Below are 20,033 nucleotides of genomic sequence, written 5' to 3' on the forward strand. Positions count from 1 at the left end.
CTCACTTCACCTCGGAGCCGGGAGGCATGTCTCCCGGATCCAGCAAGGAGAGGTTCTTCCCGCCAGGTCCGGCGGTGAGAATCATCCCGCGCGACTCGATGCCCCGCAGCATGCGCGGCTTGAGGTTGGCCACCACCACCACGCTGCGGCCCTGCACCTGCTCGGGCTGGAAGGCCTCGGCGATGCCGGAGCAGATGGTGCGCGGCTGGCCCTCGCCCAGGTCCACGGTGAGCTTCAGCAGCTTGTCCGCCTTGGGCACGCGCTCGGCGGCGAGCACCTTGCCCACCTTGAGCACCACCTTGCCGAAGTCACCGATCTCGATCTCCCCCGGAGCGGCCTCGGCGGCGGGCGCGGCGGCCTTGGCCTCGGCGGGCTTGGGCTCCGCGGCCTTCTTCTCGGCCTTGTCCCCCTTGCCCTTCTTCTCCTCCTTGGCCGGCTCGGCGGCGGCGGGCGTCTGGCCGAGGATGGCGTTGACGCGCTCCTCCTCCAGCCGCGGCAGGAGCGGCTCGGGGGTGCCCACGGGCCGGCTGCGGTCGAGCAGCGGGTAGCGCGCGGTGGCGAGCGCCTCGAAGGTGAGCGCCGGCGCGTTGAGCTGCGCGAAGAGCTTCTCCGTCACGCGCGGAATCACCGGTGTGAGCAGCGCGCCCAGCAGGTAGGCCACCTCGGCGGCGTCGCTCAAGTCAGCACGAGCCGCCTCGGGGTCCGTCTTCACCTTGGCCCACGGAGCCGCGGTCTGGAGGAAGGCGTTGGCCGACTGGGAGATCTCCGTGATGACGCGGATGGCGTTGCGGAACTCCAGCTTCTCGAACGCCTCGCGCACCTCGGGGACACGGGCCAGCGCGGCCTCCACCAGCGCCTTGCCGGGACCCTCCTTCGTGGCGGGAGCCAGCCGCTTCTCCAGCGCCCCACCCGCCAGCATGGACAGGCTGCGGTTGGCCAGGTTGCCGATGTTGTTCACCAGCTCGCCGTTCACCCGGAGGCGGAAGTCCTTGAGGCTCAGGTCGAGGTCCTCGACTCCGGCGCCGAGCGTGGCCGCGTAGAAGTAGCGCAGGTAGCTCGGATCCAGGTGCTCCAGGTAGGAGCGCACGGGGATGAGCGTGCCGCGGCTCTTGCTCATCTTCTCACCGTTGACGGTGAGGTGGCCGTGCACCTTCACGCTCTCGGGCCGCTTGAGGCCAGCCTCCTTGAGCACGGCGGGCCAGAAGAGCGCGTGGAAGTAGACGATGTCCTTGCCGATGAAGTGGATGATGCGGGCGTCGCTGCCCTCGGCCCAGTAGTCCAGGGCGCTCTGGGCCTTGCCCGTCGTCTTCGCCCACTTCTCCGTGGTGGCGATGTAGCCGATGGGGGCGTCCAGCCAGACGTAGAAGTACTTGTCCGTCTCGCCCGGAATGGCGAAGCCGAAGTAGGGGCCGTCGCGGCTGATGTCCCAGTCCGCCAGGCCCTGCTCGAAGAAGCCCTGGAGCTGGGTGGCGAGGCCGGGGTGGATGAACCCGGGCTTGCGCAGCGTCTCCTGCAGGAAGTCCCCGTGGCGCGACAGCTTGAAGAACAGGTGCGAGGACTTGCGGCGCACCGGCGGCGTGCCGCACAGGGCGCACCGGGGCTCGATGAGGTCCGTGGAGGCGTAGGCCTTGCCGCACTTCTCGCAGGCGTCGCCGTACTGGTCCGGCGCCTTGCAGTTGGGACAGGTGCCCTTGATGAAGCGGTCCGGCAGGAAGCGCTTGTCCGTCTCGCAGTAGGCCTGCTCGATGTCGCGCTTCTCGATGTCGCCCTGCTCCTTCAGCTTGCCGTAGATGAACTCGGCGTAGTGCTTGTTCTCGGGCGAGTTGGTCGAGTGGAAGTAGTCCACGCTGACACCGAGGTCGCGGAAGTCCGCCTGGTGCGACTCGTACCAGCGGGCGACGAACTCCTCGGGTTTGATGCCCTGCTTCGCGGCGTTGATCTCGATGGGAGTGCCGTGGGTGTCATCGGCACAGAAGTAGACGACGTCCTTGCCGCAGGAGCGCAGGAAGCGCACGTAGATGTCGGTCTGCACGTACTCGACGGCGTGGCCGATGTGGATGGGGCCGTTGGCATACGGCAGCGCGCTGGTGACGAGGATTCTCTCCGCCATGGGTTCTCCTGAGGGGGGGCGGACATTAGCCGCTCGAAGGGCTCCGGTCATCGGGAACTAACGAAGGAACGCACCTGATGCACCGGGGCCCCGGAGCTGTTATTCGACCCCACACGATGTGCACCATCGTCATCCTCCGCCACGTCCACCCCGAGTGGCCGCTCGTGCTGGCCGCCAACCGCGATGAGCTGTACGCCCGCCCGGCCGCTGGTCCTCAGGTCCTGTCCCCCACTCCCCGGGTCGTCGGAGGGCGCGACCTGGAGCGTCAGGGGACGTGGATGGGGGTAACGGACGGCGGTTTCTTCGTCGGTCTGACGAACCAGCGGGGCTCGGCGAACCTGACGCGGGCCCCTCGCTCCCGGGGCGAGGTGGTGCTGAGCGCCCTGCAAGCTGGGAGCGTGGAAGGGGTCGACCGCTACCTCGCGGGGCTGGATGCCCGGGAGTACAACCCCTTCAACCTCCTCTATGGAGACGCCGGGGTGCTGCGGGTGGCGTATGCCCGTCCGGACTCCGAGCGGATTCACCAGGAGGACGTCCCGCCGGGCGTCCACGTGCTGCCCAACGACGTGCTCGACACCCCGGCCCTGCCCAAGGTGGCGAGGGCCCGGAAGCTGGCCGAGAAGGCCGCCCGGAAGCCCTGGCCCGAGGCCGTGCAGGACCTCCAGACGCTGCTGGCGGACCACCTGCTGCCCGAGTGCGCGCCGGAGTTCCTCCTGGAGGAGTACCCCCCAGAGCTGCACGAGCGCATCCTCCAATACCAGGCGCTCTGCATCCATACGCCGGAATATGGGACGCGCTCGTCGGCCATCGTCGCGCTGGCGCCCGGACGGGTGGGCCACTACCTCGCCGCCGACGTGACCCCGTGCCAGGGGCCCTACCAGGACGTCACGCCCCTGCTCTACCCAGGGTGACGGCCCAGGTCACGCAGGGGACCCGACCGAAGAGGTCTCGACTTCCCACGGGAGAAGTAGCATCCTCGCCTCGACCTGGGAGGTAGAGGAATGGACTTGAGGGTGCGGCAGGAGTTGGAGCGTGCGGGGCTCGCGCTGGACTGGCCCGAGCGGCTCCAGGTGGCCATCCAATTCACGCAGCAGGGGCAGGCCATATCGCTGGGTGAAGAGGTGCCCGTGGTGGACGAGTCCTGGACGATGGCGCAGGTGAAGCTCGAGCCCATCTCTCGGCTCTGGACGGCCACGGACATGACGCCGTTCCTGATGCAGACGCCTCCGCATCACGAGTCCTTCCTGGGCCTGCTGGAGTCGACGGCGGGCATCTACTGCACGGCGATGAACCGGCCCGAGACGGATGCCGAGTTCGAGCGGCTCTACCGCCTGCTGCGCCGGGACCCGGATGGCGAGGATGCCCACCCGCTCTTCTCGTACCTGCGAGCGGCGGCGCGCCTGTACATGTCGCTGCGCAGCGTGAGCCGGGGCGAGTACGAGGCCCTGACCTACCGGCTCGCCAGGATGGCCCGGCGCTTCCGCTCGCACGAGGGCAGCACCAACTACCACCGCAAGGTGGTCTTCTCCGTGCTCGGACCCTGAGCGTCGGCCATGAGAACCCATCCATTCATCCGGGCTGTCCCCGTCCTGGTCCTCCTGGCGTCCGTGGCGGTGGCCCTGGAGCCCGGCGTGAAGACCGAGATCAGGACCCTGTTGATCTCGGACCACCCCGCCCAGACGACCCCCAACATCTACGTGTCAGGGAAGGTGTCCACCGTGCTGCACTTCGAGCAGGAGTGTGATCCGGCCGGTACCAAGCTCATGGGGTGGGAGGGCCGGTTCGAGCGCCCGCTCGTGGGGGGCAAGAAGGTGGTGCTGGAGCCGCTGCGTGACCTCGGCGAGGACGAGCGGGTTCCGCTGCTCGTGACGCTCGCGGATGGGACCGAGCATGCGTTCCTCGTGAGGCCACCCCGCCGTGAGAAGTGGGGGTGGACGGACCATCAGGTGAACGTGTTCAAGGACCGCGAGAGCTACGACGCGATGCGCTCGGCCCTCGACGACTCACTGAAGAGAGAGTTCAAGCTGAGTGAGGAGAACGAGCGCCTCAAGAAGGAAGAGAACTCGGTGGACCACGCCTTCGCCACGCTTCTCGTCAATGGGCAGGTGGAGAAGACACCCTTTCGTAGAGAGCAAGCCGCGGTCATGAAGGACGGAGACATGGACATCATGGTCGAGGTCTTCTCAGGGCCAGGAAAAGCAGCGGCCATGATTCACCTGACCAACACGTACAATGACGAGCCCTGGAAGTTCAGGGAGGCTCGGTTGTCCGCCGATCTCACGTCCCACACGGCTCGACCCTTCGCGATTCGCATGGAACGGGCCGAGCTCGTTCCTGGTCAGTCAGGAAGAATCGCGGTGGTGGCGGACCAGAGAGCCTTCGAGTCGAAGGAAGGCCTCGTCAATCTGGCCCTGGAGATCTTCCGCGAGGACGGGAACCTGCAGGTACTCGTGAACCTGGATCACACGCTGATTCGGAAGTAGAGGTGCCGTTCATGCCCATGACCAAAGCGCTCCTCATCGGCTCCGTTGTGCTCCTCGGTACGTCCTCTGGCTGCACAGCGACTAGTGGAGGTGTGGCGCTGCGCCCCGATGGAAGTCCGGGCCCTCAGGAATGCCCGGAGGAGTCCAAGAAGGCGATGCGTTACATGAAGCTGCGCGTCGGGGACGGCGCATGGGTGGAACTCGACGCGAACCAGATCAAGTCAAAGCCCATCACGCTCTACGATGGACCGATCGAGAGCATGCTGAAGAATGATCTCGGTACGCTCGAAGCCACCACCCGTTTGTACGGGCAGGTCTGGACGGGCGGTCCCCAGGTCGTCATCCGGTACTACGAGGCCCACCCGCCGGATAGCGAGAAGGTGCCCATCTGCGCGGTGGCCCGGCTGAGTGAGAATCAGCTCCGGAAGCGGCCCGATTCGCTGCCCGGGACCGCCATCCTTGAGTTCTCCGTCTCGGGGGTCGACATCGTCGATTCGTTCCGCTGAGCGCGGGCTTCAGCAGAACGCCTTCTGAAGGCCGCGGGCTTGAAACACCTGCCGGACGAGTCACTCGTTGACGTCAACGAGTGAGTGGCACGGCCTCCCCTGCCCGCGCCCCCGGATGCCGCGTCCCTTGTCAGGATTTCCCGCGGCATTTCGTCCCTAGAGGTAGCTGCCCGGCCGGAGATGCCGAACACGCACTGGTAATCGTCTGAAAAACGATCGCGGTTCGACTCCGCCCATGACCTGGAATGGTCAGCCAACCAAACGGCATCTCCACTCGGGCAGCGACTTCTTCCTTCTCAGCCCTGGAGCCTGAGGTTTCCACCTCGGCCCAGCGCGGCACCCTCCCCCACCCCGTGACCGAGCGGCTGCACCGCGTCCAGCGCGCGCTGCAGGTCCGCCCAGAGGTCCTCGGGGTTCTCCAGGCCCACGCTGACCCGGAGCATGCCCGCGGAGATGCCACCGGCCTCGCGGTTCTTCTCGTCCACGATGCGGTGCGTGAGGCTCGCCGGGTGCTGGATGAGCGTGTCCACCGAGCCGAGGCTCACCGCCGGGGTGAGCAGCTCCACCTGCTCCATCACCTGGGCCGCCGCCTTCGCGCCGCCCGCCACCTCGAAGGACAGGAGGCACCCGGGCCCGCGCATCTGCCGCCCGATGAGGCCCTCGGGATCACACCCCGCGAGCCCCGGGTACCACGTGCGGGACACGGCGGGGTGAGAGGCCAGCCGCTGGGCGAGGAACATGGCCCCGCGCTGCGACTCACGCACGCGCACGGGCAGCGTCGCCAGGCCGCGGTGCAGCATGTAACCCGCCTCGGGGTGGAGCACGCCGCCGGTGGCGATGCGCACCTGGCGCAGCCGCGCCGCCCAGGCCGCATTCGTGGCCACCACGCCGCCCATGACGTCGCCGTGCCCGCCGAGGAACTTCGTCGCGCTGTGCAGCACCAGCGAGGCCCCGTGCGCGAGCGGGTTCTGCAGCACGGGCGTGGCGAAGGTGGAGTCCACCAGTACCGGCACCTCGCCGGCCTGGGCCACCACCCGGGCGATGTCGATGAGCGCCAGCGTGGGGTTGGCCGGCGTCTCCAGGACGACGAGCGCCGTGTCCGGACGCATCGCCTTGCTCACGTGGTGCGGATGCGTCCAGGTGACCTCCACGCCCAGCAGGCCGCTGTCCAGCAGGTGATCCGTGCCGCCGTAGACGGGACGGCAGGCCACCACGTGCTTGCCCCCCTGGCGCGCCGCGAGCAGCACCGCCGTCAGCGCGGCCATGCCCGAGCCGAAGGCCACCGCCTCCTCGGCCCCCTCCAGCGCGGCCAGCGCCTTCTCGAAGCGCACCACGGTGGGGTTGTGCAGCCGGGCATAGATGGGGTTGTCGCGCAGGGGACCACCCTGGGCGAGCGCGTCGAAGCACTCGCCGATGCCCCCCATGCTTCCCACGGGATAGGTGGTGGAGAGATCGATCGGCGGCGCGTGGACGCCGAGATCCGCCAGATCCTCCCGGCCGGAGTGGACCGCACGCGTTTCGAATCCGAGCTTCTTCATCCGAATTTCCTCCCGTCAGCAGGGCACGGGAAGAAATTACGCATCCTCGCGTCGGAGAGACATCGAATAGGCTGCGGAAGCCCCCGGCGAAACCCGGGCGGGACCGAATTGGCTTCGGCCGGGCCCCTTCACTGCCGCAATGGCAGCAGCATGGTGAACCGGGTTCCCCGGCCCGGCTCCGACTCGACTGTGATGGAGCCGTTGTGGTTCTCCACCACCTTGCGGCAGATGGCCAGCCCGATGCCCTGCCCCGGGCTGTCCGGATCCAGCTTCCTCAGCGCCTCGAACACATAGTCGCTGTAGCGGTTGTCGAACCCCCGCCCGTTGTCCGCGAAGACGATGCGCGCGAAGTCGGTGTAGTGGTACTTGCCCGTGTTCGCCCGGTAGCTGTTGTGCTGGATGAGGCAGCACTCGATGTCGATCCGCGGGTCCTCCTCGGGCCGGCGGAACTTCACCGCGTTGTCGAGCAGCTGGAAGAACAGCATCATCAGCTGCCGGCGCCGGCCCTGGAGCACGGGGAGCTCCCCGCTGCGCAGTTCCATGGCCATTCCGGCCCTCTGGGCCACGAGCTGCCGGGCGCTGCCCACCAGGTCGCCCAGGGCCACCTCCTCGAGCGGCTCGTGGGTCTCGTCCAGCGACACGAACTCCTGGAGCGCCAGGACCAGCTGCTCCATCCTCGCGCTCTGGACCTTGATTCGATCCAGCGAGCGCTGGCCCGTCGCCGACAGCCCCTCCCGGTCCTGCTGGGTGAAGAGACTCGAGAACATGGAGAGCTTGCGGATGGGCTCTCGCAGGTCATGGGACAGGATGGTGCTGATGCGGGTGAGCTCCTGGTTCTTCTGCTCCAGCCGGTGGAGCTTCCGGTCCAGCTCCCGGGCATGCAGCTCCAGCTCCTGCCGGGCCTGGATCAGCTCCTCGTTGCTCCGCAGCGCCTCTTCCGCCACGCGCTTCGCCGCCAGCAGCTCGTCCTCGTACTTCCCCCGGTTGCGCACCGGGATGAGCGCGCATTGATTGACGACCCCGCCCTCGCGCTCCTTGCGGACGGCGTTGAGGAGCACGGGGAGGCTCTCCCCGCTCTTGCAGCGCAGCGAGAGGAAGATCTCCTCCGCCTTCCCGTGCATGCGGACCAGCGGGAAGAGGTGGGTCTGGTAGAACATGCGGCTCGCCAGCGTCAGGAGCGACTCCACGCGGCTGCCCACCAGCTCTCCGGAGGCGTACCCCAGCATTCCCGCCAGCGTGTCGTTGACGGCCACGAGGGCCCCGTCATCGGTGAACGAGAAGAAGCCACAAGGCGCGAAGTTCAGCAGATCTTCCACGGGCTGCATCGCCATGGCTTCTACCCCACGCGGCCTCAGGACATGGAGGCCTGAGCCAGGTAGTCCTGGATGATGGAGATGGTCTCCTCGGGAGCGCTCATGTGCGGGCAGTGCCCCGTGGCCTGGGTGATCCGCAGCGTGCTGCGCGCCAGGTTCTGGTGGAGGTACTCGCCCACCTGCCTGGGGGCGATCAGATCCTCCGAGCACTGGATGATGAGCGAGGGGACCGTCAGCTTGGGCAGATCCTTCCGGTTGTCGGAGAAGAACGTCACCTCCGCGAACCGCCGGGCGATGGTCGGATCCGTGGAGCAGAAGCTCTCCGTCAGCTCCTGGTTCAGTTCCGGCCGGTCCGGTCTGTTCATGATCACCGGCGCCAGGAAGTTGGCCCAGCCGATGAAGTTCTTGTCCATCGTCTGCAGCAGCTCCTCGATGTCGTGCCGCTCGAACCCTCCCACGTAGCCAGGGGCCTCGTTGATGTAGCGGGGCGAGGGGCTCACGAAGACGAGGCGCTGGAAGCGCTCGGGCTCGCGGATGGCGGCCAGCAGGCCGATCATGCTGCTGACGGAGTGCCCGACGAAGATGACGTCCTTCAAGTCGAGCGCCCGGCAGATGTCGAGGATGTCCTCCGCGTAGCCATGGAGACTGGAGTACCGCTCGGGGTTGTACGCGCGGAGCTCCGACCTGCCCGAGCCGACGTAGTCGAACAGGACCACCCGGTAGTTCGCCTCGAAGGCGGGGGCCACGAAGCGCCACATGTGCTGATCGCAGCCGAAGCCGTGCGCGAAGAGGATCGGCTGGGTGCCCCTGCCCATCACCTTGACGTTGTTCCGGGTGAGGATGTCCTGGGTCAGGGGCCTCGAAGCCCGGAGAGCCGTGTCTTCATGGTGGAGCATGACTTCATGCGTTACCGCTTGAGCCGGGTCCCCACCAGCGCCGAGGGCCGCTTCGCCGGACCCGCCCCGGCTTTCTGTTCGGTGGTCCAGGTTTCAGCCAGAAACGGGTTCGAAGTTCGACACTTGGGCCGGGTGAATCCACGCTGACTGGAATACGCTTCCATACATGGAAGGAACCTCGAACCTGGACTCCATCGACTACGCCATCCTGGAGGCGCTGCAGAAGAACGCGCGGCTGTCGAACAAGGAGCTGGCCGCCGAGGTGGGGCTGGCGCAGTCGAGCTGCCTGGCGCGGGTGACGCGGCTGCGGGAAACGGGCGTGCTCAAGTCCTTCCACGCCGAGGTGGACGCGCGGGCGGTGGGCATCGGGCTGCAGGCGATGATCGCCGTGCGGCTGCGGCAGCACTCGCGGGAGATGGTGGAGGAGTTCCGCCGCCACGCGCTCTCGCTGCCGCAGGTGCTGGCCGTCTACCACGTGGCCGGAGCCAACGACTTCCTCGTGCACGTGGCGGTGCGGGACGCGGACCACCTGAGGGACCTGGGCATGGACGCCTTCACCACCCGGCCCGAGGTGGCCCACCTGGAGACGTCGCTCATCTTCGAGTACGTGCGCAGCCCCGGGCTCCCGCTCTACGGGCCGCGGGAAGCCCCGCGGCGCCCGGCTCCCACCGCCGAGCCCGTCAAGCGCTCCCGCAAACGGTCCAGAGCAACCGCTCGATGACGAGCTTGCTGCTCGCGGAGGACTTGAGGGCCAGGTCCGCGTCGGCGCAGGCCACCAGCGCGTCGAGCAGCTCGCGCCGCTTGTAACGCGCCGCCCCCTGCATCGCGAGGAACGCCGCGTACGGGTGCGGGGCCTTGCCCTTGGCCGCCTTGGCCTCCTCCTCGACCCGGGGGAACACCCGCGACTTGAAGTCGTTGTACGAGCGCGGCAGCGAGCCTCCCGCGTACTTCTCCAGCCGCTCGTGGTTCTCCAGCATGCCGCGGGTGATGGAGGCCACCGCGCCCAGCAGCTGCAGCCCGTGCACGCCCTGCCCCATCGCGTCCATCGTGTAGTCCAGCGCCGCCTTGAAGTTGCGGTTCTGCAGCGCCTCGGACAGCTCGAAGAACTCCTCCTCGCGCGTGTGCGCCACCAGCAGCGCCACGTCCGAGGCCTCGATCGTCGCGCCCTGCGCGTACACCGCCAGCTTCTCCAGCTCTGACTGCAGGAGCCGCACGTTGCCGCCGATGCGCTCCTTGAGCTGCTCCGCCGCGCCCTTGCCCAGCTTCTTCTTGAAGGGCCGCAGGAACTCCTCGGCGAGCGGCTCGAGCTCGAAGTCCTTGTGGCGCGCCGCCACCTTGCGCTCGACGACGCGGCCCTTCTCCGCCGCCAGCTTCACCAGCGGACTCTTCGCGTCCACCTCCGAGGCCGCCAGCACCAGCGCATGCCCCGGCGGCACGCCCTTCTGGAACAGCTCCAGCAGCGCGCTCGCGTCACCCTCGGGCGCGGAAATCCGCTCCTCGCGGCAGAACGTGGCCACCTCCTTGAGGAAGACCAGGTCCGCCTCGGCGAGGTCCACGTTCAGCTCGTCCTTCCACTGCTCCACCGACGGCGCGCCCGAGGCTCCCGGATCGAGCTGGTCCGCACCCCACCCCGCCCGCGCCGCCAGCGCCAGCAGCCGCCGCGCGCCTTCCTTGCGCTTGCCCGCCTTCCACGCCTCGCGCGCCTTGCCCAGCGCGTCCCCTCGGCCCTTCTTCGGCGCGAGGAACTCCGGGTCGCGCACCAGCACCACCTTGCGCCCGGGGAAGAGCGGCAACGTGGCCAGCTCCTGCGCCACCTCGCGCGGCGAGCCCGCGTCCAGCACCGCGAAGTTCAGCCCCGCCGACGCGTCCGGCAGCAGCACCTTCACCAGGTCGTCCGCGCCCCGGCGCACCAGGTACTCCTCGCCCCACAGCAGGTAGAGCGGAGCCACCTTGCCGGCCTTCGCCTCGTCCAGCACGTCGTCGATGTCCGCGCTCATCGCCCCTCCAGCAGCTCGATGAGCATCCGCTCGAGCTGCAACCTCGGCGCCGCATTGCGCTCCACGATGGTCGCCTTCGTCTTCTCCAGCAGCGCGTGCCGGCGGTGCAGCACCGTCTCGTGCGTGCGCGCCGCCACCTCTTGCGCCAGCTGCAACATGTCCTGGTTGGCCAGCCGCTCCACGCCCGCCTTGGCCAGCGACACGTCCCGCGTCCACATGGAGAGGATGGAGAGCGCCTGCTCGGCCAGCTCGCGCGAGGCGCCGAACGTCTCGGCCCAGCGCAACAGGGCGCCCACCTCGCCGGGCTCGAGGGCCTCGAAGCCGCTGATGATGTCCTTGCGCGCCGCGAGCGCGTCGAGGTCCAGCGCCAGCGCCCGTCCCAGACTGCCGCCCGCCATCACCGCCGCGAGCTCCGCCGTCTGGGGGTCCAGCTTGCGCTCCTTCTGGAGCCGCTCGGCGACGAGTTGCACGGGCAGCGGGCCGAAGTGCACCTTGCTGCAGCGGCTGCGGATGGTGGGCAGCATCTTGTCCGGCGCCGAGGCCAGCAGGATGAGCGTGGTGTCCGAGGGCGGCTCCTCGAGCGTTTTGAGGAAGGCGTTCTGCGCCTGCGGGTTCATCGTGTGCGCGTCCACCACGATGGCCACCTTGCGCTTGGACTCGAGCCCGCGCAGGGTGATGCGCTCGAGCAGGCCGCGGATCTGCTCCACGCGGATTTCCCGGCTGGGGGTGCCCTGGATGTCCGAGCGCCCCGCGAGCCCGCGCTCGACACGCTGGGCATCGGGCATGAGCCAGGAGACATCCGGGTGGGCGCCCTTGGAGATGCGGGTGCAACTGGAGCAGGAGCCACAGCCCTCGTTGGGCTTCTCCGGACACGTGAGGGCCTGGGCGAGCCCCACGGCGGCGAGCTCCTTGCCGACGCCTTCGGGCCCGGCGAAGAGGTAGGCGTGATGAACGGAGCCGCCGCGCAGAGCCGCGAGGAGGGCATCAATGGCGCGAGGCTGTCCGACGACCGAGGCCAACGTCATGGCGCGTGTATCCCCGCTTGGAGAGCACCCGTCAACCACTCAGCGGGTAGCCCAACCCCCGCCCGCCTCTGGGAAAACCCTCCCGCCCCCGTGGATGCCCCCTCTCCCCCCTGGGAGAGGGCTGGGGTGAGGGTCTTCACCTGGCCCGACTCCGTGCCTTCACGGTCTTCTGTCCCACGGAGCAGGCGGGGAGCAACTTGCACCGGGAGCAGTTCTCCGGAATGGGCTTCGTGGGGCACACGCCGCTCATGCCGTAGTGACACAGCGCGAAGTCGAAGCGCACGGGGTCCGCGGCATCCAGGGCACGCAGCGAGGCCGTGACCTCCTCGGCGGTGCGCCAGCTCAAGTCATTCCGGCGAGTCAGCCCCAGGTGCTTCGAGATGCGCCCGATGTGCGTATCCAGCGGGATGAGCAGCGCCGAGGGACTCACGCGCTTCCAGATGCCGAGGTCCACGCCATCGGGCCCGCGCACCATCCATCGGAGGAACAGGTTGAGCCGCTTGGCCGCGCCGGCCCCGAGGGGCGAGGGCAACAGGTGCTGCAACCCGCGCTCGGGCCCGAGCACCTTGCGCAGCGGCTCCATGGGCACTTCACGCAGAGCGGAGGTGAAGGCATCCAGCGCGCCGTGCCAGGAGCCCCGGGCCTCCAACCCCTGGACGAAGAGCGCCTCCAGGCTCCCGAGCTCGCGCAGGGCCCGGCCCATGCCCAGCAGCAGCACGGCCACGTCGGTGCCCACGTTGAAGCGGTAGACGAAACCCGCGAGCAGCTCGCGCGCCCCGGCCACGTCCAGCGCGCGCACGAAGGCGGCCGGGGACGGGCCCATGCGCTGGAGCAACGCATCCACCTTGGGGCGGAACAGGTCCGCGCGCCCGTACGCCAGGGCCGCGGCCAGCAGCGCGCTCACCTCGATGTCCCGGGGGTCGCGGTAGCGGTGGGGGAACTCCAGCGGATCAAACGCGATGCGCGCCTGGCTGTCCGTGGATGCCAGGAAGGCATCCAGACAGGGGCGCAGGCGCTCGGCCTCGCGCGGGCTCAGCCCGGTATGTCCTCGAGCTCTCGGGGGCATGGTTCAGATACTCCGTAGCCTGGAGCAACGCGCTCCGCCACGGAGTTCATCCGAATGGCGGCTACGCGGAGCTGTTCGGCGATTCGAGGCGCTCCGAGCGCTTCAGCGCCGTTCCCACTCGAAGAATAGGCGAGCGGGACGAAGAGCGCGGCGGGCCCACCGGCCATCAACCCGATCATGAGGGGCTTTCCAATCTGATTCGCGGAATGGAGCAGCTCGGAGACACCAACAAGCTGCCGGCGCCTGCGCGCGTTGAAGAGGGCTTCGGCCCCCAGGGCTCGACGTCATGCCAGAGGTTCCGGTACGTTGGAGACCGTGGAAGAAACGCACCGCGAGAGCGCCGAGTGGATTCGTTCCCTGCTCTTGAACGCTCAGGCCACCCCGGCTGTGTTCCGCACGGCCCTGACGAGTGTTCCTCCCGCCGAGCGGGATGCCTGGCTCGATCGGGTCCTGGGGCTCGACTCGTCTCCCGCCGATGGACCCGAGCTTCCTCGAGGCTGCGTTCCCTACCTGCCCTGCCCTGTCGATGCGCTCCTTCGAATGGTGGAGTGCGCACGGGTGCAGGCTTCCGACGTGTTCGTCGATGTTGGCTCGGGCGTGGGGCGGGCTGCCGCGCTGGTGCACCTCTTGACCGGGGCCTCGGCGATTGGCATCGAGATTCAGCCGGAGCTCGTCCACGCCTCACGTGACCTCACAACGCGCTTGAACGCGTTGCGTTTTTCTCAGATCCAGGGCGATGCGGCGGTGCTCACCGGTTACATCACCATCGGGTCGATCTTCTTCTTGTACTGCCCTTTCAGTGGCAATCGATTGGAGAAGGTTCTGGACGACCTCGAGTCCATCGCGCGCACGAGAACGATTCGCGTCTGCAGCGTCGATCTGCCACTGCCGCCCCGCCCGTGGCTCACGTTCGCGGCACCACCCTCTGGGAACATCACGGTCTATCGCAGCACCCTGCTCGACAAGACGCTCTGAGCAGTCCTGGCGCGGCTCACTCGTCGCGGCGCTCCTCTGAGAACGCTCCGGGGCTCAACCGTTAATCAGACTTTACTGTTATTTAAAGGTAGAATGCCCTAGAGAGTCTTTTGTCCGCCCGACGCTGGAGGGAAACGAATCATGTTCAAGAGAGCGGCAGTCCTCGTGGTGAGCTGTGGCGCGGTGCTGGCCGGCTGCGGTGTCGACCCGCGGCTCGAGAACCAGGAGATCATCTCCAACCTGCTCGAGGCCGGGTTCAAGGCTGACGACATCAAGGTCGTCGAGGAGGCCGTGTACGTAGGGGGCGACGCTCACGTGCCCCTCGAGGCCTCCCGCGAGATGCTCCAGCGCGGAGAAGGGAGCGCGGAGCAATACAGGACGACCAATCTCGTCAGCACCGCCACCGTGAAGAAGATCTGCGTCAATCCCACCTCCACGTTCAACAGCTACGCCCGGCTCAGCCAGGGGCTCGATCTGGCGCTCCAGAACTACAATGCCCTGGGGCTCTGCTTTTCCATGGCACGGGGACCCACCACCGGCTGCAACGCGAACATCACCGTGCAGACCGTCTCCGGCACCAGCGGCTCCTCTGGCTATCCCTCGGGTGGCCTTCCCTACGGACAAATCAATATCGGCATCGGGCTGGCCAGCTACAGCGTTGACGTGGTCGAGCACGTCATCACCCACGAGCTTGGCCACACGCTCGGGCTCCGCCACTCGGACTACTACAATCAGGTCATCAGCTGCGCCTCTGGCACCAACGAAGGAGCCGCTGGCGTGGGTGCCATCCTCATCCCCGGGACGCCGAGCACGTCCACGGTGGGAGGCTCCCTCATGAACGCCTGCTACTCGAACCCCACCGGCGAGTTCACCAGCTCCGACATCGTTGCGTTGAGATACCTCTACAGCTGCGGAGCCTGAGAAGGCGTCAAGCGCATGGAGGCGGCGGGAACGAAGCCGCGGCAGGTCGCGCAGTCTCGTCCCGTTTTCATCCCCGCGCCTGCCGGGCCTGATTCAACAGGCCCTCAAAACACACCCGCCGCACCTCTATCGAATGCGGCCTTCCACTGCTTGTAGCCAGTCAGCTCGTCTTCCTGTACCGGCCGGTGACCCACGAGTGTCTTTCCATACGCCGCACCGGGAGCACGGTTCGGAATGTGCCCGATTGCAATGCTCCAGGCGCCGGTGTTGGCGGCTGCTTGCGCTTCTTCAATCGAGCCAAACTCAGGCTTCCCGTGTGCGCTGCTGATGATCAGGAGAAAGTCATCCTCGGGGGCGACGAAGACCTGGCCCTGGATGTTGATGGATGCTCCCTTCTTGACCGTAACGTGATCGACCCTCAGAACCTTTGAGACAGAGTACTTGCCATCGCGTCCTTGACTGGAGAGGAGATCCCCTTCCTTGAAGGGAAAGGACTTGTATTCAGGAGGGAAGACGTCTCCCGAGATTGGTTGCATGGCGAAATCACCCCCAGGGAATGAGCAACAACCTCCACCATTCACCCAAGGCCTCGCCGAAGAAGCAACGTTGTTGGAACGACTCCGTCGTCTTCCGTTCGCTTGCTGTCATCAACCCGTGACCGCGGGGCCGCGCCCATTGCGCGAGGACGGGCAGGTGCTGTGTCATCTCAGACATGGTCCAAAGCGTCACGTTCGCCGTGGACGATGTGGTCCCAGCCCAGCGTCTCCTGGAGGAGTGCAGCCTCGCCAGGTCGCTGGCCTCGAGGGTGACGGAGCCCGTGCTCGGCACATCGCATGCGCAGGCGCGGTTCATCAGACCGCTCGACACCCACCCGCTCGTGGCCGCGGTGCACATGGCCTTCAGCGAGCACCGCCCCCTGGTGCTCTCGCCCGACATGGTCTGGGTCACCATCGCCCAGGGACTCGCGATGCACATCGTGCGCAACGCGGAGGCCCTGCGCTCCGACCTGGTGCGGCACCAGGGCCGCAAGCAACTCGTGGTCTCGCGGTCGGCGGAGAACCTCGCCTCGGAGGACTTCTGGAACGGCGTCATCGGTGAATTCTCGGCACAGTTGCACGAGGAGAGCTCGGCCCTGCACGAGCTGATGGTGTGCGACTTCTCGACGACGGGCACCATCGAGCGCGTGGTCAGCCAGGTGGTGCTGATGGATGCGCTGCGCGAGTACTTCGACTACGTCATCAGCTGCATCTGCGGCATCCCAACCGTCACGCTCGAGGGGACCCCGGCGGACTGGAGCCGACTCCGGGAGAAGGTCGAGCAACTCTCCCGTTACGGGCTGGACTGGTGGGCCCAACACCTGCTGCCCCTGTGTGACCAGTTCGTGCGGGCTGCCCAGGGCCACGCGGACCGGGACTTCTGGCGCTCCATCTACAAGCTCCGCAAGGCCTACGGCACGGAGACCATCAACGGGTGGATCTGCAAGCTGTTCCCATTCATCCGCAACTCCAGCGGCCACTACCACATGAAGAACCCGGTGTTCGAGTCCCCTCCGGACTCCAGCGGGGACGATGCGTATGCGCCCGGGTGGATCTCGAGCTCGGCGCTGCCCACCGGCCTGTCTCGCGCCCCGATCGTCCTCGAGGTGCAGACGCCGGACGGCCCGAAGAGAGGGACACTGGCCATCGTCGCGGGCTTCCTGGGGGTGAGCCAGTCCTCGCGGACCCTGGCCCTGCGCCCCGAGCTGGGCTGGGTCGTCCACAAGGCTTTAGACGTGGACGCCATGCTGTGGCGCCTGACGGACGAGCACCCGGTGGTGCCCCCGCTCCCGGCGGACCGGCGCTCGCGCTGGAAGGAGGCGTTGATGCGTTCAGGGATCCCGGCGGAGGTCGACCGCCTGTACAGCACCTGCGATGGGGCCTCGCTCTTCGGTGAGCCGGGCAGGCCTACGTACCGGCTCCGCTCCGCGGAGGAGTTCGAATTCCGGATGGAGAATCGCTGGTGGCGCTTGCTCCCCTCCTCCGAGGCACCGTTCCTCTGCAGTCGCTGCTGGATGCGGTTCTGCGACCTGGCGGATGGGAGCTTCCTGGCCTTCTGGTTCGAGGGCGGCTCACGGCTCCCCATCATCTGGGTGAAGAACACCCAGGCCCCCTACGGGGTGTGCGTCGCCGAGAACCTGGGAGAGTTCCTGCGGCGCGCGCTCAACTCGAAGGGCCGCCCGTACTGCTATGAGCCGGGGTTCACGCCAGGCCAGCGCATGGCCTTATGAACCTGGCCAGGCACGGGCCGCGCTTCCTTGAGAGCTGCACGGTGGCGCGGCCGTCGGGCGGGGCGGGCCAGATGCCTCCGTCGAGGCCTCGGCCCGCCCCGTCTCGATGGTGCGGTAGCCCAGCGCGTTGTCGGTGCGCACGTTCCACCCGAATACCCCCGCGTAGAAGCGCGAGGCGCGCTCCGAGTCCTTCGCCAGAAGTTACTGGGCCCCCTCGGCAGTGCTTGCGACAGTGAGGGCCGGACTGGGAGCCTGCTCATACCCGATGGAGATCGTCGTCGCCGCTTGCGTGGCGAATACCAGCGGTAGGCAATGTCATGGCGAAACCCCGCGGCCCATGACGTACGAGGGTGCGGTGCCTCCTCCCCCCCTGAGCTCACTCCAGGGCCATCTCGGCCCTCAACAGGGGGAGGGCCTCGGCGAAGGCCGTCTCCACGGCCGCCAAGAGCTCCCCCATGCCCAGGGGGACCGGCTCCTTGGCCTGCCCCTCGAGCGCCTTGCAGCGCAACCGGACCCGGGGCATGCCGTACATGGCGCTGCTGCCGGCCAGCGCGTGGGCCTCGCGGGCCAGGGGCGCCCACTCGCTCCGGGCCAGCAACTGCCGCATGCGCTCGAGTTGGGGGGGCACGCTGTCGAGGAAGAACCGGAACAGCTCCGCCAGCTTGCCCGGCCCGTCCGCGCCGGTCAGCTGACACAGGCGCGAGAGATGCTCCAGGTCGAGCACGGGCAGGGCGGCGTCCATGACCGCCCAGTCTACACCGCCGCGCGCTTACCTCCCTCCAACATCTCCAGCAAGGCCGTCTCGGCACAGTGCAGCTTCACGTCAACGACAGACAGAACCCTGTTTTGGCTCGATGTTGGCACGAGGAGCGGGGCCTTCCCCGCCCAGGAGGCCAGGCAAGGAAGAGACACAGGGAGTTGCAGCACGGTGGGTGGGGCTGTGGTGCGCGGTGGTCGTGCTGCTGGGGGGATGTGCCACAGGAGGGTCGGCGACCTGGCCGCGACGCCCTGTTCGATGATCTCCGCCTTCTGACCGGCCGCCGCTAGCGTGGCGTTGACCGCGGTGCGCGGGCCCTTGATGACGACGACCATCCGCTCCTGGGCGAGATCGGCGGCGGCCACCGCCGCGACCGTATCCGGTGTCGTCGCCGCGAGGGTCCGGACCTGCGTGTCGAAGAATGACAGGGGCAGCTCCTGGTTGGGAGGCGGCGGGAATCGGACCCGCCGCCTGCGCCGAGGATGAGGCTCGACGCTGTGCCCTATCACAGGCTATTCTTCAAATCCTTGGAAGTCGGCGTTGCTGCCTCGCGAATGACGCAGCACGACCAAAGGCTCTGGTGAGTCCAGAGGGGGAACGCAACATGTGCCGGATGCTCTGTGGAAACGACTCGAACCACGCCAGTGAGCCAGCGAAGGAGGGCTCCTCCCGTCGCGAGTTTCTCTCGAGGGGGGCTTCCGCCCTCGGTGCCGCAGCGGTCGCTTCGGCGCCCCTCCCCGCGCTGGCAGCGCCCGCCCAGGGTGACCTGTCGCGGGAGAGCGCTGACAGGGAGCGTGACATGCCCAGGGAGACCGGTGCTTCGCACCGGCGTTACCTGCTGAAAGGCGGCGCGGTCCTCAGCATGGATCCCCAGGTGGGAAACTTCGCCCAGGGCGACGTGCTCATCGAAGGCAAGCGAATCATCGCGGTGGGAGCCAACCTGCATGCTCCCGGTGCGGCGATCATCAACGCCGCGGGCATGATCGTCATGCCTGGGTTCATCGACACCCACCACCACCAATACCAGACGGCGCTGCGGAGCTTCCTGTCGGACGGCCTGCTGTTCAACGACGGGCTGCCGCACGGCGAGAAGAACTACCTCGACTACATCCACTTCAAGATCACGCCCGTCTTCAGGCCGGAGGACGCATACATCGCCGAGCTCGTCGCTTCGCTCAGCCAGCTGGACGCGGGGGTGACCACGGTCGTCGACACGTCGCAGGTAGGCCATACTCCGGCGCACACCGATGCCATCATCCAGGGGCTTCAGGAAGCGGGCCGCCGCGCGGTCTTCGTGTACTCACCGGGTGCGGGCCCCGGCAACATCTTCCCGAATGATCTCCAGCGGCTCCGCAGCCAGTACTTCTCCTCGACCGATCAACTCCTGACCCTGGCGATGGGCGGAGAGGTGTTCGACCCCGCGTTCCGGAACTACTGGGCGATCGGGCGCCAGAATGGCCTGCCCATCGTGACGCACCTCGTCGGCAGCATCGGCCAGGCAACGCTCGTGGAGGAGCTCGCGAGCGAGGGCCTGCTCGGGCCGGACCTCGTGTTCATCCACGCCAGCCGCATCTCGGAGGGCTCCTGGCAGGCGATCGCCCAGTCGGGTGCGAGCGTCTCGATCGCCGTCCCGATCGAGATGGCCATGCGGCACGGCATGCCGCCGCTCCAGTCCGCGCTCGATCATGGCGTCCAGCCCGCGCTCAGCACGGACGTCGAGTGCACGATGACCGCGGACTTCTTCACCCAGATGCGGACCGCCTTCACGCTCCAGCGGGCGCTCATCAACGAGCGCGCGCTCAATGGCGAGACGAACCTGCCCGAGCTCCTCACGTGCCGCGATGTGATTCGCTTCGCCACGGTCGAGGGGGCCCGGGTGGCCCGGCTCTCCCACAAGGCCGGCTCGCTGACTCCGGGCAAGGAGGCCGACATCGTCATGCTGCGCGCGGATGCCCTCAATGTGGCCCCGCTCAACAACGTGCCGGGGGCCGTCGTCACGTTGATGGACCGCAGCAACGTGGACACGGTCATCGTCGCGGGAAGGATCCGCAAGTGGCGGGGAGCCTTGCTCGATGTGAACTGGCCCCGCCTCCGCACTGCCCTCGAGGCGTCCAGGGACTACCTCCTCCAGGCGGCGGGAGTCCAGCGCGAGCTCTTCTGAGAGGAAGAGAGGGGGGACT

At 67.7% G+C, this 20,033-nt stretch carries 19 protein-coding genes; 9 read left to right on the forward strand and 10 right to left on the reverse strand.

All coding sequences use genetic code 11. The annotated features are described in order from the left end of the window. Position 1: 1 nt before the first annotated feature. On the reverse strand, positions 2-2,110 hold the full coding sequence (metG, locus tag NR798_RS30955) for a methionine--tRNA ligase (RefSeq protein ID WP_375766120.1): 2,109 nt from the start codon (positions 2,108-2,110) through the stop codon (positions 2-4). A gap of 116 nt (positions 2,111-2,226) precedes the next feature. Here metG and NR798_RS30960 point away from each other — a divergent pair, with 116 nt between their 5' ends. The 4 genes from NR798_RS30960 (at position 2,227) to NR798_RS30975 (ending at position 5,099) form a co-directional block, all read left to right on the forward strand. Then, positions 2,227-3,021, forward strand: coding sequence for an NRDE family protein (locus tag NR798_RS30960; RefSeq protein ID WP_375766121.1), 795 nt, complete (start codon positions 2,227-2,229; stop codon positions 3,019-3,021). A 90-nt stretch (positions 3,022-3,111) separates the two neighbouring features. Next, on the forward strand, positions 3,112-3,654 hold the full coding sequence (locus NR798_RS30965) for a hypothetical protein (protein ID WP_375766122.1): 543 nt from the start codon (positions 3,112-3,114) through the stop codon (positions 3,652-3,654). A 9-nt stretch (positions 3,655-3,663) separates the two neighbouring features. Continuing rightward, positions 3,664-4,593, forward strand: coding sequence for a DUF2381 family protein (locus tag NR798_RS30970; protein ID WP_375766123.1), 930 nt, complete (start codon positions 3,664-3,666; stop codon positions 4,591-4,593). Between the two features lie 11 nt (positions 4,594-4,604). After that, positions 4,605-5,099 carry a serine/threonine protein kinase gene (locus NR798_RS30975; RefSeq protein WP_375766124.1) on the forward strand — a complete coding sequence of 165 codons (495 nt, stop codon included), beginning with the start codon at positions 4,605-4,607 and terminating at the stop codon, positions 5,097-5,099. Positions 5,100-5,395: 296 nt separating this feature from the next. Here NR798_RS30975 and NR798_RS30980 read toward each other — a convergent pair whose 3' ends face one another. From NR798_RS30980 to NR798_RS30990, 3 genes are all read right to left on the reverse strand, one after another. Then, on the reverse strand, positions 5,396-6,637 hold the full coding sequence (locus NR798_RS30980) for a trans-sulfuration enzyme family protein (RefSeq protein WP_375766125.1): 1,242 nt from the start codon (positions 6,635-6,637) through the stop codon (positions 5,396-5,398). A gap of 128 nt (positions 6,638-6,765) precedes the next feature. Beyond that, positions 6,766-7,968: an ATP-binding protein gene (locus NR798_RS30985; RefSeq protein WP_375766126.1), complete on the reverse strand. Its 1,203-nt coding sequence runs from the start codon at positions 7,966-7,968 to the stop codon at positions 6,766-6,768. Between the two features lie 20 nt (positions 7,969-7,988). Continuing rightward, the gene (locus tag NR798_RS30990) at positions 7,989-8,846 is read right to left on the reverse strand and encodes an alpha/beta fold hydrolase (RefSeq protein WP_375766127.1); all 858 of its coding nucleotides are present in this window, start codon (positions 8,844-8,846) and stop codon (positions 7,989-7,991) included. 166 nt (positions 8,847-9,012) lie between these two features. Between NR798_RS30990 and NR798_RS30995 the strand changes: the two genes are divergently transcribed. After that, positions 9,013-9,567, forward strand: coding sequence for an Lrp/AsnC family transcriptional regulator (locus NR798_RS30995; RefSeq protein WP_375766128.1), 555 nt, complete (start codon positions 9,013-9,015; stop codon positions 9,565-9,567). On the opposite strand, the gene holA is transcribed toward NR798_RS30995, so the two are convergent. The 3 genes from holA to NR798_RS31010 all read right to left on the reverse strand — a co-directional run bounded on the left by holA (position 9,527) and on the right by NR798_RS31010 (position 12,934). After that, entirely contained in the window at positions 9,527-10,843 is a 1,317-nt protein-coding gene (holA, locus tag NR798_RS31000; protein ID WP_375766129.1) for a DNA polymerase III subunit delta, read from the reverse strand. The two genes, NR798_RS30995 and holA, sit on opposite strands and share 41 nt — an antisense overlap. Then, a complete protein-coding gene (gene holB / locus NR798_RS31005; RefSeq protein ID WP_375766130.1) occupies positions 10,840-11,868 on the reverse strand; it encodes a DNA polymerase III subunit delta' in 1,029 nt (342 codons plus the stop codon). Before holB ends, holA begins: the two co-directional genes overlap by 4 nt. Before the next feature lie 136 nt (positions 11,869-12,004). Further along, positions 12,005-12,934: a TIGR02757 family protein gene (locus tag NR798_RS31010; protein ID WP_375766131.1), complete on the reverse strand. Its 930-nt coding sequence runs from the start codon at positions 12,932-12,934 to the stop codon at positions 12,005-12,007. A gap of 315 nt (positions 12,935-13,249) precedes the next feature. On the opposite strand from NR798_RS31010, the gene NR798_RS31015 reads away from it, so the two are divergent. Together NR798_RS31015 and NR798_RS31020 are read left to right on the forward strand one after the other, a co-directional pair. Then, complete coding sequence (locus NR798_RS31015; protein ID WP_375766132.1) at positions 13,250-13,909, forward strand: hypothetical protein; 660 nt, start codon at positions 13,250-13,252, stop codon at positions 13,907-13,909. 141 nt (positions 13,910-14,050) lie between these two features. Continuing rightward, positions 14,051-14,830 carry a zinc-dependent metalloprotease gene (locus NR798_RS31020; RefSeq protein ID WP_375766133.1) on the forward strand — a complete coding sequence of 260 codons (780 nt, stop codon included), beginning with the start codon at positions 14,051-14,053 and terminating at the stop codon, positions 14,828-14,830. A 104-nt stretch (positions 14,831-14,934) separates the two neighbouring features. Here the strand turns inward: NR798_RS31020 and NR798_RS31025 are convergent, their stop codons facing one another. Then, on the reverse strand, positions 14,935-15,366 hold the full coding sequence (locus NR798_RS31025; RefSeq protein ID WP_375766134.1) for a hypothetical protein: 432 nt from the start codon (positions 15,364-15,366) through the stop codon (positions 14,935-14,937). 281 nt (positions 15,367-15,647) lie between these two features. Between NR798_RS31025 and NR798_RS31030 the strand changes: the two genes are divergently transcribed. Beyond that, the gene (locus NR798_RS31030) at positions 15,648-17,096 is read left to right on the forward strand and encodes a DUF4419 domain-containing protein (RefSeq protein WP_375766135.1); all 1,449 of its coding nucleotides are present in this window, start codon (positions 15,648-15,650) and stop codon (positions 17,094-17,096) included. Between the two features lie 376 nt (positions 17,097-17,472). On the opposite strand, the gene NR798_RS31035 is transcribed toward NR798_RS31030, so the two are convergent. Together NR798_RS31035 and NR798_RS31040 are read right to left on the reverse strand one after the other, a co-directional pair. Further along, positions 17,473-17,838, reverse strand: coding sequence for an Hpt domain-containing protein (locus tag NR798_RS31035; RefSeq protein WP_375766136.1), 366 nt, complete (start codon positions 17,836-17,838; stop codon positions 17,473-17,475). Between the two features lie 11 nt (positions 17,839-17,849). Next, positions 17,850-18,218, reverse strand: coding sequence for a hypothetical protein (locus tag NR798_RS31040; protein ID WP_375766137.1), 369 nt, complete (start codon positions 18,216-18,218; stop codon positions 17,850-17,852). A 434-nt stretch (positions 18,219-18,652) separates the two neighbouring features. On the opposite strand from NR798_RS31040, the gene NR798_RS31045 reads away from it, so the two are divergent. After that, positions 18,653-20,014 carry an amidohydrolase family protein gene (locus NR798_RS31045; protein WP_375766138.1) on the forward strand — a complete coding sequence of 454 codons (1,362 nt, stop codon included), beginning with the start codon at positions 18,653-18,655 and terminating at the stop codon, positions 20,012-20,014. The last annotated feature ends 19 nt before the right edge of the window (positions 20,015-20,033 follow it).

This window comes from Archangium gephyra, from assembly GCF_042230915.1.
Taxonomy (GTDB): Bacteria; Myxococcota; Myxococcia; order Myxococcales; family Myxococcaceae; genus Archangium; species Archangium gephyra_B.

Bases quoted from the DNA above. Each gene is read 5' to 3' on its own strand.
- metG (WP_375766120.1), bottom strand. From the start codon at position 2,110: ATGGCGGAGAGAATCCTCGTCACCAGCGCGCTGCCGTATGCCAACGGC.
- NR798_RS30960 (WP_375766121.1), top strand. From the start codon at position 2,227: ATGTGCACCATCGTCATCCTCCGCCACGTCCACCCCGAGTGGCCGCTC.
- NR798_RS30965 (WP_375766122.1), top strand. From the start codon at position 3,112: ATGGACTTGAGGGTGCGGCAGGAGTTGGAGCGTGCGGGGCTCGCGCTG.
- NR798_RS30970 (WP_375766123.1), top strand. From the start codon at position 3,664: ATGAGAACCCATCCATTCATCCGGGCTGTCCCCGTCCTGGTCCTCCTG.
- NR798_RS30975 (WP_375766124.1), top strand. From the start codon at position 4,605: ATGCCCATGACCAAAGCGCTCCTCATCGGCTCCGTTGTGCTCCTCGGT.
- NR798_RS30980 (WP_375766125.1), bottom strand. From the start codon at position 6,637: ATGAAGAAGCTCGGATTCGAAACGCGTGCGGTCCACTCCGGCCGGGAG.
- NR798_RS30985 (WP_375766126.1), bottom strand. From the start codon at position 7,968: ATGGCGATGCAGCCCGTGGAAGATCTGCTGAACTTCGCGCCTTGTGGC.
- NR798_RS30990 (WP_375766127.1), bottom strand. From the start codon at position 8,846: ATGCTCCACCATGAAGACACGGCTCTCCGGGCTTCGAGGCCCCTGACC.
- NR798_RS30995 (WP_375766128.1), top strand. From the start codon at position 9,013: ATGGAAGGAACCTCGAACCTGGACTCCATCGACTACGCCATCCTGGAG.
- holA (WP_375766129.1), bottom strand. From the start codon at position 10,843: ATGAGCGCGGACATCGACGACGTGCTGGACGAGGCGAAGGCCGGCAAG.
- holB (WP_375766130.1), bottom strand. From the start codon at position 11,868: ATGACGTTGGCCTCGGTCGTCGGACAGCCTCGCGCCATTGATGCCCTC.
- NR798_RS31010 (WP_375766131.1), bottom strand. From the start codon at position 12,934: ATGCCCCCGAGAGCTCGAGGACATACCGGGCTGAGCCCGCGCGAGGCC.
- NR798_RS31020 (WP_375766133.1), top strand. From the start codon at position 14,051: ATGTTCAAGAGAGCGGCAGTCCTCGTGGTGAGCTGTGGCGCGGTGCTG.
- NR798_RS31025 (WP_375766134.1), bottom strand. From the start codon at position 15,366: ATGCAACCAATCTCGGGAGACGTCTTCCCTCCTGAATACAAGTCCTTT.
- NR798_RS31035 (WP_375766136.1), bottom strand. From the start codon at position 17,838: ATGGACGCCGCCCTGCCCGTGCTCGACCTGGAGCATCTCTCGCGCCTG.
- NR798_RS31045 (WP_375766138.1), top strand. From the start codon at position 18,653: ATGCCCAGGGAGACCGGTGCTTCGCACCGGCGTTACCTGCTGAAAGGC.